The organism is Paraburkholderia phenoliruptrix (genome assembly GCF_019511605.1).
Taxonomy (GTDB): domain Bacteria; phylum Pseudomonadota; class Gammaproteobacteria; order Burkholderiales; family Burkholderiaceae; genus Paraburkholderia; species Paraburkholderia phenoliruptrix_A.
In genome coordinates this window covers 133,315-146,433 of sequence record NZ_JAEUAV010000006.1, presented here as the reverse complement: position 1 = coordinate 146,433, position 13,119 = coordinate 133,315, and the positions used below count along the sequence as shown (strand labels likewise).

Annotated in this window: 12 protein-coding genes; 6 read left to right on the top strand and 6 right to left on the bottom strand. The window is 62.8% G+C overall.

Annotated elements, in window-relative coordinates:
* Window positions 1-140 precede the first annotated feature (140 nt).
* The gene (locus JNB89_RS11105; protein ID WP_013342496.1) at window positions 141-464 is read left to right on the top strand and encodes a hypothetical protein; all 324 of its coding nucleotides are present in this window, start codon (window positions 141-143) and stop codon (window positions 462-464) included.
* Window positions 465-772: 308 nt separating this feature from the next.
* Here JNB89_RS11105 and JNB89_RS11100 read toward each other — a convergent pair whose 3' ends face one another.
* Window positions 773-1,144, bottom strand: a complete 372-nt coding sequence (locus JNB89_RS11100) for a winged helix-turn-helix transcriptional regulator (RefSeq protein ID WP_013342497.1) — start codon at window positions 1,142-1,144, stop codon at window positions 773-775.
* 99 nt (window positions 1,145-1,243) lie between these two features.
* Between JNB89_RS11100 and JNB89_RS11095 the strand changes: the two genes are divergently transcribed.
* A complete protein-coding gene (locus tag JNB89_RS11095) occupies window positions 1,244-1,969 on the top strand; it encodes an SDR family NAD(P)-dependent oxidoreductase (protein WP_220362205.1) in 726 nt (241 codons plus the stop codon).
* A gap of 100 nt (window positions 1,970-2,069) precedes the next feature.
* On the opposite strand, the gene JNB89_RS11090 is transcribed toward JNB89_RS11095, so the two are convergent.
* On the bottom strand, window positions 2,070-3,362 hold the full coding sequence (locus JNB89_RS11090) for an SUMF1/EgtB/PvdO family nonheme iron enzyme (RefSeq protein ID WP_220362204.1): 1,293 nt from the start codon (window positions 3,360-3,362) through the stop codon (window positions 2,070-2,072).
* Window positions 3,363-3,519: 157 nt separating this feature from the next.
* Window positions 3,520-4,176, bottom strand: a complete 657-nt coding sequence (locus JNB89_RS11085; protein WP_135891152.1) for a helix-turn-helix domain-containing protein — start codon at window positions 4,174-4,176, stop codon at window positions 3,520-3,522.
* A gap of 636 nt (window positions 4,177-4,812) precedes the next feature.
* Between JNB89_RS11085 and JNB89_RS11080 the strand changes: the two genes are divergently transcribed.
* From JNB89_RS11080 to JNB89_RS11070, 3 genes are all read left to right on the top strand, one after another.
* Entirely contained in the window at window positions 4,813-6,453 is a 1,641-nt protein-coding gene (locus tag JNB89_RS11080) for a methyl-accepting chemotaxis protein (RefSeq protein ID WP_013342501.1), read from the top strand.
* 231 nt (window positions 6,454-6,684) lie between these two features.
* Window positions 6,685-9,261 (top strand): 2-oxoglutarate dehydrogenase E1 component, encoded by a 2,577-nt coding sequence (locus tag JNB89_RS11075; protein WP_220362203.1) that lies wholly within the window; start codon window positions 6,685-6,687, stop codon window positions 9,259-9,261.
* Window positions 9,262-9,499: 238 nt separating this feature from the next.
* Window positions 9,500-9,889, top strand: coding sequence for a response regulator (locus tag JNB89_RS11070; protein ID WP_013342503.1), 390 nt, complete (start codon window positions 9,500-9,502; stop codon window positions 9,887-9,889).
* A gap of 30 nt (window positions 9,890-9,919) precedes the next feature.
* Here JNB89_RS11070 and JNB89_RS11065 read toward each other — a convergent pair whose 3' ends face one another.
* Together JNB89_RS11065 and JNB89_RS11060 are read right to left on the bottom strand one after the other, a co-directional pair.
* Entirely contained in the window at window positions 9,920-10,399 is a 480-nt protein-coding gene (locus JNB89_RS11065) for a universal stress protein (protein ID WP_220362202.1), read from the bottom strand.
* A gap of 390 nt (window positions 10,400-10,789) precedes the next feature.
* Window positions 10,790-11,383: an acyl-homoserine-lactone synthase gene (locus JNB89_RS11060; protein WP_013342505.1), complete on the bottom strand. Its 594-nt coding sequence runs from the start codon at window positions 11,381-11,383 to the stop codon at window positions 10,790-10,792.
* A 154-nt stretch (window positions 11,384-11,537) separates the two neighbouring features.
* Here JNB89_RS11060 and JNB89_RS11055 point away from each other — a divergent pair, with 154 nt between their 5' ends.
* Window positions 11,538-11,855 (top strand): hypothetical protein, encoded by a 318-nt coding sequence (locus JNB89_RS11055; protein WP_013342506.1) that lies wholly within the window; start codon window positions 11,538-11,540, stop codon window positions 11,853-11,855.
* On the opposite strand, the gene JNB89_RS11050 is transcribed toward JNB89_RS11055, so the two are convergent.
* Entirely contained in the window at window positions 11,839-12,543 is a 705-nt protein-coding gene (locus JNB89_RS11050; RefSeq protein ID WP_041729325.1) for a helix-turn-helix transcriptional regulator, read from the bottom strand. The two genes, JNB89_RS11055 and JNB89_RS11050, sit on opposite strands and share 17 nt — an antisense overlap.
* Window positions 12,544-13,119: the final 576 nt, after the last annotated feature.

Sequence of the window (13,119 nt, the reverse complement as noted above, 5' to 3'; positions counted from 1 at the left end):
CGAAGCCTCCCGCGAGAACCGCCAGTGCATTCCTCCAGTTCGAGACCTCTACCCACGCGGCACAATGTTTGCGTCACTTTGCTTCGAGGAGGCGGCGATCGTCTGCGTCCTTATTCGATCTGCTAAAGGAGGTACGAATCATGAGCAAGGCAAACAGAGCGTTTCTCGCGGCTGTCGCCGCACTCACGGTGTCGGCCGGCGCCTTTGCACAGGCAGCAGGCGGTCCCGGTGGGAACGGTTCGGCAGGCAGCACGGCCAGCCCGGCAAACCAGACGAACGGTGCGACGGCCGGCTACGGCACGCCTGGCACGACCAATTCAGGTAGCGGTATGTCGGCCCAAGGACCGAACTCGGGGCTGCCGAGCAGCGTTAACAGCGACTCGACCTCGGGCACCAGCGCTGCCCCGACGAGCAACAACACGCTTGCGACCCCGAGCGTAAAGTCGCCGGTCTCGGGCAAATAAAATGCAGTAGGAAGAGGTGAACAGCCGCGAATACGCGCGAGCGCCACCACTTATTCGCTCACCGCTGACCATCGCCTCACCCGTACCCTGTGGACGGGCGAGGCGGGTCGCGTTTTCGGGCAAGCGGCCAGTCAGTCTATTTTCGAGCGGCGCGCTCTCACATTCTGGTCATACGGAGTCCTGCTTATTGGCAGGCTGCGCCGAAGCTGTTTCGCACCGATCCGAATTACCGGGACGGAGCCGATTGCGGCGGCGTGTCGGGCGCGAGCAGAGAGCCGTCGGTGGGCGTCCATTGTCCCGGCGAATTCTCAGTGCATTTTCGAATCATCATAAGCAATTTGCGCTTCCGTCAGTTTCTTTCCGTTGGCGAGAGACCAGTTGTAGAGAGCCGCAAAAGGTTCACGCAGCGACGCACCAAGCGCCGTGATCGTGTACTCAACGCCGATCGGCTGCGTCGGAAGTATTCTGCGGTCGACAAGACCGTTACGCTCCAGGCGCTTCAGCGCGTCCGACAGTGCCTTGTGAGTAATGCCGTCGAGTCGCCCTTTGAGGTCGTTGAATCGCGCCGGCTGCGTGCACAGGACGCTGAGAATCAGCACGGTCCACTTGTTGGCGAGCTGTTCGAGAATGGGCCGCGTCGCGGTCACATCAATCGGCAGTTCAAGCGTATCTGCGGACATGGGTATACACCTCGATATCTAGGCACCACGTGGTGCGTTATTGCTGCTGAATAGGGGAAATGATAGCTTCGAGTCGTTAGCAATGATCTCGGGACAAGTATGAACAGGCTTTCAGGAAAGATTGCAGTCGTCGTGGGCGGACATGAAGGCATCGGCGGCGCCATTGCGCGGCGCTTCGCCGAGGAAGGCGCTACGGTCTATGCAACCAGCCGCCGTGCCGAAGAGGCTGACGCGGCCCATGGTGCCGGCACGCTGCGCGAGCGCCGCGTTGACGCGTCCGACACGACAGCGCTCGCCGCCTTCTTCGAGGCGGTACACAGCGAGGCGGGGCGGGTGGACGTGCTCGTCGTCAACGCCGGCATTTCGGAGTTCGCGACCCTCGATCAAGTCGTCGAAGATCATTTCGACCGGCACTTCGGCCTCAACGTGCGCGCGCTACTGTTTGCCGCCAAGGCCGCGACCGCGATCATGCCCGACGGCGGCTCGGTGGTGCTGATCGGCTCGATCGCCGGCGAGATCGGCACCAAAGGCTACGGCGTCTACGGGGCGACTAAGGCGGCGGTACGCTCGTTCGCACGAACCTGGGCCAATGAGCTTGCCCCACGCAACATCCGCGTCAACGTCGTCGCGCCGGGGCCGACCGACACCGCGATGATGGCGGCAGCGTCCGAAGAAGTGCGTGAGACGCTGAACAAACTGATCCCGCTTGGCCGCATGGGTCGGGCCGAAGAAGTGGCATCTGCTGCGCTGTTCCTCGCCAGCGAAGAGGCGAGCTTCATCACCGGGGTGGATCTGCCGGTGGACGGCGGCATGGCGCAGGTTTGATTTCCCTAAGCACGCAACGGCCCCGCGCCGGTCGCCACACTGCTAGTGCGTGACGACCCGCCGCCGCCGGCGGCGGGCCGATGGTCTTCCGTTTGACTAGTCAAACGCCGACACACCTGAACCCCGCATAAACATACTGATAGCGAGGCTGAAACCAGTTGCGAAACGTCGGCCGCAACATGCACTGTGCGGTGCGGGCGGAACCGCCCTTGAGCACGTAATGCTTGCCGTCGAAGAAGTTTGCCGAATAGCCCAGATAGAACGGGAACGGCTCGAAGCCCGGCAGGCCGTCGAACAACGTCGAGGTCCACTCCCAACCATTGCCGAACTGACCTTCCACGCCGAAGGCGCTCACGTTCTCGGGATAGGCGTCCACGGGCCGCGGATCCCAGTGACGGAAATCGAAGTTGCCCGAGCCCGCGTGCGGCGCACCTTGCGCTGCGCGTTGCCACTGTGCTTCGGTCGGCAGCGCCTTGCCCGCCCAGCGCGCATACGCGCTTGCCTCGGCATGGCTGACGTACGCGGGCCAGTCGAGCGGCAGCGGTACTTCGTCGAACATTGTGCGCAACGTCCATGCGTCCTGCTGACCGGGTGCAGCGCGCCGCGACCAGCAAGCCGGATGCTCGATGTGCTCGGCCTCCTTCCACGCCCAGTCCTGCGGCGACCACCACTTGGGCTCGCGATAACCGCCGGCCTCGATAAATTCCAGGAACGCGCCGTTAGTCACCATATAGCGGTCTATTTCGAACGCCGGCACGTCCACCCGCAATTCCCCGAACTCGTTGTCCCAGCCGAAACGGCCGCTGTTGCGCGGCATGCCGAGCGTGGCCGGACCCGCGGGCACACTGACCATGGCCGACGGGCTCGTCACCCGTGCGGGACCGGTGACCACAGGCTCGCGCAGTTCGGTCACCTTCTGCTCGAGCGGCAGCTGATGAAGCATGTAGGCGAGCGTCTCCGCGTGCATCAGGCGATGTTCGATCGCGACATTCAGCAATTGCCCCGACGCCTCGACACGCGCGGCGTCCGTCAGCGCCCGCAACTCGCGGTCGATCTGCTCGCGAGCACGCAGGCCGTACCCGCGCACGGTATCGAGCGAGGGCCAGTCATCGGGTTGGTCGGTGGGAAAACCGCCGTCGACCGGATCGATGCCGAAAGCGAAAAGCTGATCCAGTTGCGGATCGGATGCGGGCAGGTCGAACAGACGCTGATCGAAAAGATTACGGTCGAAAGCTTCGAGATGCCCGATATAGAACACGATGCGATGGCGCTCGCGGATCGGTCTTTCGTACAGAAACTCGGGCTTGACGATGGCAAACAGTTCGTCTGTGACTCGACGGGCGTCGATCAGACGTTGAACGAGCGGATGATGCGGACCGGGATCGCGGTACATTTCGCCGGGCTCCTTGCGGGGGACGGACTAAACAAAGACTGTACCCGCTCGCAGATAGCATGCCAAGCCGAAAGGTTCACCGGAAAAGCGTGGAGGGAAGGTGCAAGCGCGCACGACTGCCGGCGCGGCCGCGTGGGCCGCGCCGGACCAGTCCGGTTCAGACCTGCCGCAAGCCGTCCAGATCGACAATACGAATATGTTTGCCTTGCGTGTCGATCAGGCCGCGTTTTTGAAATCTTGACAGGGTGCGGCTGACGGTTTCGAGCGTCATGCCGAGGTAGCTGCCCATGTCTTCGCGCGTCATGCGCAGATTGAATTCGGCCGATGAATAGCCGCGCTGCGCGTTGCGCTCGGACACGTCGAGCAGGAAAGCCGCGACGCGTTCGTCTGCCGAGAGCGAGCCGAGCACCATCATCTGGGCGGCCTCGCGCACGATCTGCTCGCCAAGCAGCTTGTGCAGGCGCTCCTGCATCGAGCCGATTTCGCGGCACAGCGACTTGAGCGCGGTGTACGGCACGATGCACACCGTGCTGTCTTCCAGCGCGACGGCGCTGCACGCATGCCGGTCTTCGCTGATGCCGTCGAGGCCAAGCGCCTCGCCCGCGAGCCGCAAGCCGGTGACCTGCTCGCGCCCGTCGCGGTGCGCCATGAGGGTTTTCATCGAACCGGAGCGCACTGCATACAGATTGTCGAACCGGTCGCCGCTGCGATACAGCGCTTCTCCGCGATGGACCGAGCGCGCCGAGCAGATCAGCGTTTCGAGTTTGGACAGTTCCTCGGTGGACAGACCCTGCGGCATGCAAAGCTGCCGCATCGCGCAACTGGAGCAGCGCGCGGCGCTGCGTGTGTGGGTACGCGCGGCGCCACGCGGGGCCGGCCGGCGGGTTGTTCGAGGCGGCGCGCTGACGGCCGGGCCGGTGGGAAGCGCGGAATCCGCGGCGTGGGCAACGGCAGTGGAATTAAGCATGTCTGAGCCAATGTCAGGGGTGATGACCGATTGTCCCACCGGCTCTGTCCCCCGTTTAGCGGCAAAATGCCGCGCTCGCGCGTTCAGGCAGATTGAGCGGCGTCAGATTCGGGCCAGTTCTGCGGAAGCGTCCGAAAGCACCGTCTTCGTCGCAAATAGCCTTACTCAAGCTTTCATGCCAATAGGCGCTTTTCCACGCGCTCGCAAACGTTTGGCAAATTTTTTACTTTCTCGCAAGAGCCGCTCTCAAGGTTTGGGAATTTGTGTCGTCATATCTTCTGAGGAAATAGACGGCAGCGGGAAGGGCGGACGGGAAAAGTACCCCCATCGGCGTCAGCCGAGCCTCTGGCGTCAATAGCGGTGAGCCGTCTTCGAGGGGCGGAATGTTCACGCCGAAGCGCAGCAGCGGCGCCGTGTCGCTGCGGCGCCGCGGGCACTTCGCGACAATTTTGATCAAGGCTGTTGGGGTAAGGAATTAGACAGATGAAGATTTCCAATCTAAGAATCGGGGTTCGGCTCGGCTCGGCGTTCGCGCTGATGGTCGCGCTGCTGGTGGGCACGGCCGTGGTGGGCATCCAGCACTTGCAGTCCAGTAACACGAAGATGGACGAGATCGTCAGCAATCGCTACACGCTGATTGCGCTCAGCAATCAGATCAAGAGCAACGGCTATAAGGCAAACGGCATTCTGAGCAATCTGCTGCTCACCACGTCGCCGGAAAAGGCGAAGCAGTACATGGACGAGTACGCGGCCATTCGCAAAGCGAACGCGCAGGCCTATGGCGAGCTCGAGAAGCATTTGACGAGCGATGAAACCAAGGCCCTCTTCAAGCAGCAGTTCGACGCGCGTTCGGCGTACGGCGTGAGCGTGAAGAGCTTTTTCGATCTTGTCAGCAAGAACCAGCAGCAGGAGGCGCGCGACGTCTACCAGGGCGACATGGCGCGACTGCAGGACGCTTACTACGTGCTCGTCGACAAAATGGTCGACGTGCAGGCCGACCGCATGGCGCGCGACGTTGCCGATGCCATCTCCGAGGCACACAGTGCGAAGCTGCAGATGATTCTGCTCGCGCTGTTGGCAACTGTCATCGCAATTGCCACCGGCGTCTTCATCACGCGCACCATCACGCGGCCGATCAACCGCGCGGTGGTGCTCGCCGAGGCGGTCGCGGCGGGCGACCTCACGCATCGCCTGCAGATCGATTCGACCGACGAAGTGGGGCGCCTGCTCACCGCGCTCGAACGCATGACGAGCAATCTGCACGGCATCGTCGCGCAAGTGCGTCAGGGCACCGACACCATCAGCCAGGCGACGCGTGAAGTGGCGAGCGGCAATATGGACCTCTCGAGCCGCACCGAACACCAGGCGAGTTCGCTGGAAGAAACGGCGGCCGCCATGGAACAACTCACGTCGACTGTCAAGCAGAACGCCGATAACGCACGCGAGGCAAACCAGCTAGCGTCGAACGCGTCGGACGTCGCGGTAAAGGGCGGCGAGGCGGTGAACCAGGTCGTGAGCACGATGAGCGCGATCAACGAATCGTCGCGACGGATCGTCGAAATTATCGGCGTGATCGACGGCATTGCATTCCAGACCAACATTCTCGCGCTCAACGCCGCCGTGGAAGCGGCTCGCGCGGGTGAGCACGGCCGCGGATTCGCGGTGGTCGCGAGCGAAGTGCGCGGCCTCGCGCAGCGCAGCGCCGTTGCGGCGAAGGAAATCAAGGAACTGATCGCCGACTCGGTGAATCAGGTCGGCACCGGCGGCAAGATGGTCGAGCAGGCCGGGCAGATCATCGGCGAAGTCGTCAAGAGCATTCGCCATGTCACCGAGATCGTCGCCGAGATCAGCTCGTCGAGCAAAGAGCAAAGCGAAGGCATCGAGCAGATCAACCACGCGGTCACGCAGATGGACAAGGTCACGCAGGAAAACGCCGCGCTGGTCGAGCAAAGCGCTGCAGCGGCGCAGGCCCTGCAGGACCAGGCGCAGCAACTCACTCAGACCGTCAGCACCTTCAAGCTCGACAGCGACGCGGCCGGACAACGGCGCGCCGCGCGCGACGCGCACGCCCATCGCGCGAACGACATGAGCGACGCAGGTGCGTGGCTCGCGACGGCCCAGTAGAAGTCGAGGCAGGCAACGGACGGAGACACGAGCCGGTCGCGCGGACCGGCTCGATAAGAAACAGAAGACGGAGCGCTACTGCAAGCCCCAATCCGCATTGCGTTCCTTGCCGTTTCGCTGTCTGCCGAGGGTCGCGGCCGGCCGCCGCGTTGCCGTCGAGGGGCGTTGCCCCGAGTATCCGGACGTGGACAGCGAAATCCAATTAACGATTTCTTCCGCACGCTACCCAACATGTCCCACGTCTATTCCGAATCGATTGTTCTTTCACGCTCGCCGGCCAGCGCGGTTCTCGAACCGGCTGGCGAACTGGCTTCGGTCGCGCGGACGCTGCAAGTCCGGCGCTTTATCGACGCATTCCGTCAGCACGGTCACCGTCAGGCTTCGCTCGATCCACTACGTCTCACGCCCGTGCCGGAGGTGCCCGAACTCGACCCCGTGTTCCACGGACTCGAACCTGCGCAGCCGATCGGCGCCGAAAACCCGCTGCTGCCGCCTTCGGCTGCCGTGCATGAGTTGGAGCGGCAGTTGCGGCGCGTCTATTGCGGCGCAATTGGCCTTGATCTGACCGGCATACGCGACACCCAGCGCCGTGCACAATTGTCCGCATGGCTGAAGGCCGGGCAGCTCGCGCCGTTGCCGGCGCGCGAGCAGCGGCGCTCTTTGCTGCGGCGCCTCGTGGCCGCGGAGATGTGGGAGCGTCACGTGGCAGCGACGTTCGAGCATGCAAAACGCTTCTCGCTGGAAGGTTGCGAGGCGCTCGTGCCGCTCGTCGAAGCGATTGTCGATCAGGCCGCGGCTCATGGCGTTCGGCAGGTGTTCGCGGGCATGCCGCATCGCGGGCGCCTGAATGTGCTCGTCAACGTCATGGGTCTGGACCCGGCGACGCTGGTCGCCTGCCTCGACCCGCAATCGGATGCCGCGGCTGCGCAGCGCGATCTGCCCTATCACCTCGGCGGCAACACTGTCAGAAAGACGCCCGATGGCGAGGTCGCAATCTTCCTTGCGCACAATCCGTCGCATCTGCAAAGCGTGTATCCGGTCGTGAGCGGCATGGCGCGCGCGTATCAGGACGAGCATCGCGGCTTCGGCTGTCTGCCGCTCGTGGTGCACGGCGACGCCGCGTTCGCGGGCCAGGGCATCGTGATGGAAACGCTGAACATGACGCGCAAGGCGGGCTATGCATTGGGCGGAACCATCCACGTGATCGTGAACAATCAGATCGGCTTCACGACGCCTAACCGCATGGATGCCGAAGCGCACTCCTATTGCACGGACATTGCGCGGATGATCGACGCGCCCGTGATCCGCGTGAACGCCGACCGTCCGGACGAAGTGATGCGTGCCGCCAAGCTCGCTCTGCAATACCGGATGGAGCACGAGGCCGACGTGGTGATCGACCTGATCGGCTACCGGCGTCTGGGTCACTCCGAGCATGACATTCCCGCGCTCACGCAGCCGTTGCAACAGGCGGCGATCGCGACGTATCCGACGGTCACGGAGCTCTATCACGCGGCCCTCGGTGAAGAAACGCCGCTGGAAGTGCTACGCGCGGATGCGTTGAAGAAGCTCCAGGTGCCGGCCGCGCAAACGTTGTCGCGCCCGCGCGGCAAGCGGACGAAGCGCACGCGGCCGGTAACGCTTGCGCGCGTGCAGTCGCTCACGGCGGCATTGACCCGCACGCCGCCCGAGTTGCGGTTGCACGACTTCGTGCGCGACGTGACAGAGAAGTGGCGCAAGAGCGTTGCCGATGAAACCGCCGCTGCGGACTGGTGCTTTGCGGAGAACCTGGCGTACGCCACGCTGCTCGACGACGGGCATAGCGTGCGAATCTCCGGTATGGATGTCGGCCGCGGCACTTTCATGCACCGGCATGCGGTCTGGCATTCGCAAGGCGACACTTCCGGCGCGCTCGAACCGTATGTGCCGCTGCAAAACCTCGGTGTGCATCAAGGCGAGTTCGACATCGTCAATTCGCCGCTTACCGAGGAGGCCGTGCTCGGTTTCGAATATGGCTACAGTGTGCAGACGAGCACTCACCTGGCGATCTGGGAAGCGCAGTTCGGCGACTTCGTGAACGGCGCACAGGTCATCATCGATCAATACATTGCCGCGGGCGAGTACAAGTGGGATCAGCCGTCCGGATTGACGATGCTGCTGCCGCACGGCCACGAAGGCGTAGGCCCGGAGCATTCGACCGGCTATGTCAGCCGCTTCCTGCAATTGTGCGCCGGCGGCAATATGAAGGTGGTGATGCCGTCGACCTCGGCGCAGTGGTTCCACATGCTGCGCGAGCAGGCGCTGAGCGCGGACCCCAAGCCGCTTATCGTCATGTCGCCGAAAGGCCAACTGTATGGCAACGTGCGCTCGCACTCGCCGCTCGGCGAGCTGACCGGCGGCGCGTTCATGCCCGTGTTGCAGGACAGCGCTGTGACGTCGCCCGAAAACGTGACGCGCGTCGTGCTCTCGAGCGGCAAGTTCTTCTACGACTTGCAGGCGGCTCGCGATGCTAGCGGCGACACGCGAACCGCGCTCATTCGCGTCGAGCAACTGTACCCGTTCCCGACCAGCGAGCTTGCCGTTGCGCTTGCAACTTTCCCGAACCTCGCGGAAGTGGTGTGGGCGCAGGAAGAGGAAAAGAAGCACGGCGCATGGCATTTCGTGCGCGACGATCTCGAGCAGGCCATTCCCGCGAACTGCCGCGTGCTCGACGTGTGCCGGCGCGAGAGCCCCTCGGGCGCGCATTCGTCGATACGCGCGCATCGCGACGAACAGCAACGACTTGTCGAGGTTGCTCTCGGGCGCGCCTGACGGTGTATGCGTCAGGCAGTTTGCCGGCGGGGTCGCGGTTGAGTTGCTATTGTTAACGACGGACGACGATGTCGCCGGCGGCAGATAACCCTGCCGCCGACGGCAGCCGTCGCCGGTTCCGGCTTAGCTTGCCTGCGTGCTGCGTGCCTGTCGCGTGCCTGCTGGTTCATCGAAACGGTTCGCGTGCGTTGGCATGCGGGTTGCGAAGCAGGTTGTCGAAGCGAGAGGACAATTGCACATGGCAACCGTACTGCTTGTAGATGACGACGCCGGCGCGCTCGATGCATTGAGCGCTATCTGCGCGGCCGAAGGCTATGACGTCAAGACCGCGCTCGACGGCAAGTCGGCGCTTGCGCAGTTCATTGCGGCGCCCGTCGACGTGGTGGTTGCCGACTGGCGCATGCCGGTCATGTCAGGCAGCGAACTCTGTCACCGTTTGCGCACGCTGCCCGGTCTTGCCGACGTCGCGTTCATACTCGTATCGGGAGAGCCGAGCCCGCCCGCCTTTGTCAGCTTCGACGGGTTCCTGCGCAAGCCCGTGGAAGGCCCGGTGCTGCTCGCCACGATGCGGCGCCTGCTCGAAGATCACGTGACTCACCGCACATTGCAACGGGGTAGTCCGTCGTGATGCCGGTCGCCGCATCTGCCTGCGGCGCGTTCAGGCCGGCGCGTGAGCATCGTCCGACGACCGGCCGGCCGCCGACGGAATAAGCAGTACCGGCAAGCCCGCCTGACGCACGCAACGCTCGGCCACGCTGCCGAGAATCAGGCGGCGAAATCCGCGCCTGCCATGCGTACCCATGACGAGCAGGTCGGCGTTGAAGTCCGCGGCTGCCTTCAATATGGCGGTTGAGACATCGTCGAGCGATGCTGCTTCGCTCACCAGTATTTCGCCCTTCACGCCTTTCGCGTCCATTTCGCGCGCGAAATGCGCACCAAGTTCCTTGCCCTGCTCGATGAGGCTGTTGCGAAGCACCGCCGGGTCATAGCCTGGTGCCTCGAAATACAGCGGGGTGTTCTCCACCACATAGAATGGCTGCAAGACGGCGCCCGTGGACCCGGCGAGTTCGAGCGCCGCCTCGAATGCGCGGCGCGAAGTCTGGCTGCCGTCGACGGCTACAATAATGCGTGTGTACATATCTGGTCCACTCCACGTCAGGTTGAGAGTTTCCATCATCACTGTCCCGCTCGCGTTCGGACAGGATGTAAATCAACCGGTTCACATATTTTTGACGTGACTGGCGTTCCTCTGGCCGGTTTCCAGAGCGAAGCGCCGCCGCTTTCGCTTCTCCAGCGCTGCGTGACAGTTAGCCGATTCCTCGAATCGTTTGCTCAAAACGTCCCCCTGCTTCGGCAAGTGGAATGCGCCTCGCCGATGAACGACCACCAAAAACAGAAGCATTGACCCGACGAGGTCTATGGACACCTGCCGAAGTCCGTCCTCCGAGGCGAGTACCGAGTACGCGCGACGGGCGCACCTGGCCCACGGCGGGCGGCCAGGCGGCGCAATAGCGAAGCCGCTGATCAGCTAAGCGGCCACGGCCATCGGCCCGAACAGCGCGGTGCGCGTTTTTGGACTGACTGCAATATCCAGCGCCACCGCGCGCTCCACGCCGATCTGCAGCGGTGAGCCGAGGCGGCTGATTTCAATGCCGGTCTTGCGCAGCAGCCGTTCAATAGGCGTGGTGGTGACCGTCACATAGCGGGTGATACCCATGCGGTCCGCGAAAGTCACGAGTTCGTGGATGGCCTGCATCGTCAGATCGGCAAAGCCGAACGACTTCTCCTCGCCGCTGGTGTCGATTGCAAAGCGGCTCAGCTCCCAGATGTGCCGCCCCACCGGCGCCGCCGCACCATGCAGGAGCTGCGGGAACGTGTCCTTCAGCATATTCGGGCCCTCGGTGGGCATGAGACGCCAGCAGCCGCGCACCTTGCGGTCGTCGCCCTGGATCAGCATGTAATGCGGACCCAGCGCGTCGTAGCCGTCGATCTCCATGCCCGCTATGGTCGGAATGTCCCATCCCAGCCGGCCATGGAACACCCGTGCCCGCAGGCGGTACATCTCGTTGATGTCCTCGTTGTCGAATTCCTGACGCATTCCAATCCGTATCGCTGTTTGCATGACGTTCTCCTGAACGTGTTGGGGGAAACCAATACGCAGGAAAACTTATGCATTCTGAATCGTTCCGCCACCTATCTACCTGGATAGGTGTGCATGCTTATCGGATAACGCAGAATTTGAGACAGGAACAGCACTCAACCGACGGGACACAAAAATGGAACTTCTCGACAATCACTGGCAACCGCAAACCGGCCTCCAAACGCGTCCGGCGGAGCCTTCCACTGGCGTGGACCGGGTTCTCATCATTGCCTATCGCAAGAAAAAGAAAGAGAGCCAGCGGCGCTTCTGGGCCCGTTTCGGCGTCACGCAGTCGCGCGGCAGCCGCTTCGAGTCGGGCGCGGAAATCCCGGCGCCGGTTTCCATTCTGCTGGGTCTTTACTTCACCAAGACTGTTTCCGACGCAGATCTCGGCCGTGCCGAGCGCGTTCTGCACAGCCGCGACGCCGCCGCGTTGCTCAACCCGGGTCAATAAGTCCGAGTTGAGTCGCAATGACGGCCGCCGCGCGCCGCGAATTCACACCGAGTTTCGTCCTGATGTTTTTCATGTGGAAGTTCACCACGGCTTCCGAACAGTTCAGGATATGGGAAATCTCCCAGGTGGATTTGCCGCGCGCGGTCCATTGAAGGCACTCGCGCTCGCGCGGCGTGAGCTTCGGCAACAATGATTGCGCGTGTGTATGCAGGTGGCGCTGGCTGGTGTCGATCACCAGGTCGCGCAATAACACGAGGTTGGGCAATACCACGTCTATATGACGCCAGAAGGTGTCGGTCGGACTGGCGTCGTTCACGAAACACATCATGCCGGCCTCCTGGTTGGGGCCGTGAATCGGCAGTGTCACGCCGGCGCGCAAGCCGTGCGCACGAGCTTCTTCATACATCGACTGCTGCGGCGCAGTTGTGAATATTTCCGGCGACCACACGAGCGGCGTGGAGCGCGTCGCGCAATGCGCGACCGTCGGGTCGATGTGCACGAGGCCCTGCTCGTCGTAGGTACGGCGCCACGCAGGCGCATAGGTGCTGCGAATGTATGCGTCTTCCAGACGCATGGTCGGGCGCGGCAGCATCGCGATCAGGAGCCGGTCGAATCCCCAGGTCTCGGCGAGCTTGGCCACTGCACTGAACCACTCGGCCTCGTCGGCGGCGTTCAGTAGCGGTGCCATCTGCTCGATAAAATGTAGCGACAATTTCGACTCTCTCAGACTCGCAAATATTCAATTCGGCTATTTGCGTAGGTTTTTGTGCACTGCTTTATTCCGCACAATCTATCATCAAAAAGCGTTTTGCAAAGGCGGCGCGTCCCCCTCGTTCGCGCCATTTATCGTGCTTCGCTCGAACGCGAGTGCGACATGCCCTATCGCGCCGCCGGGCGTTGTGGCCGTGGGCGCCCAGCGTACTGCACGGCGTACCGGCAGCCGCGCGGCGCACAGCCCGCTTCAAGTGCTGTTCAAATCCGCCATTCATTTCGGGTCCATAAAGCGGACAAAAGTAACCTTATTGGCCGAATGGCTGCTTTTAGCCCACTTCGCGAATTTGCCGGTTATCCTCATTTCATCTGCTAATCGGACTAACTACGCGCTATTGTCATACAAAAAGCTATTGTCCGTACGCCAGCGTTTCGCTGCTGACGCGAGGGCTTCGCGAGTTTTTGTGCGTCCAGTGGTTACGTGGCTTCGTGCGACTCGTGCCACGGCCGCTGTTGCCGCTGTTGCCAAGGTCGCCGCTGGCGAGTTCGACGC

What these genes read in the sequence shown, in the direction of transcription:
- JNB89_RS11105 (WP_013342496.1), top strand. Translation starts at nt 141, where the DNA reads ATGAGCAAGGCAAACAGAGCGTTTCTCGCGGCTGTCGCCGCACTCACG.
- JNB89_RS11100 (WP_013342497.1), bottom strand. Translation starts at nt 1,144, where the DNA reads ATGTCCGCAGATACGCTTGAACTGCCGATTGATGTGACCGCGACGCGG.
- JNB89_RS11095 (WP_220362205.1), top strand. Translation starts at nt 1,244, where the DNA reads ATGAACAGGCTTTCAGGAAAGATTGCAGTCGTCGTGGGCGGACATGAA.
- JNB89_RS11090 (WP_220362204.1), bottom strand. Translation starts at nt 3,362, where the DNA reads ATGTACCGCGATCCCGGTCCGCATCATCCGCTCGTTCAACGTCTGATC.
- JNB89_RS11085 (WP_135891152.1), bottom strand. Translation starts at nt 4,176, where the DNA reads ATGCGGCAGCTTTGCATGCCGCAGGGTCTGTCCACCGAGGAACTGTCC.
- JNB89_RS11080 (WP_013342501.1), top strand. Translation starts at nt 4,813, where the DNA reads ATGAAGATTTCCAATCTAAGAATCGGGGTTCGGCTCGGCTCGGCGTTC.
- JNB89_RS11075 (WP_220362203.1), top strand. Translation starts at nt 6,685, where the DNA reads ATGTCCCACGTCTATTCCGAATCGATTGTTCTTTCACGCTCGCCGGCC.
- JNB89_RS11070 (WP_013342503.1), top strand. Translation starts at nt 9,500, where the DNA reads ATGGCAACCGTACTGCTTGTAGATGACGACGCCGGCGCGCTCGATGCA.
- JNB89_RS11065 (WP_220362202.1), bottom strand. Translation starts at nt 10,399, where the DNA reads ATGTACACACGCATTATTGTAGCCGTCGACGGCAGCCAGACTTCGCGC.
- JNB89_RS11060 (WP_013342505.1), bottom strand. Translation starts at nt 11,383, where the DNA reads ATGCAAACAGCGATACGGATTGGAATGCGTCAGGAATTCGACAACGAG.
- JNB89_RS11055 (WP_013342506.1), top strand. Translation starts at nt 11,538, where the DNA reads ATGGAACTTCTCGACAATCACTGGCAACCGCAAACCGGCCTCCAAACG.
- JNB89_RS11050 (WP_041729325.1), bottom strand. Translation starts at nt 12,543, where the DNA reads ATGGCACCGCTACTGAACGCCGCCGACGAGGCCGAGTGGTTCAGTGCA.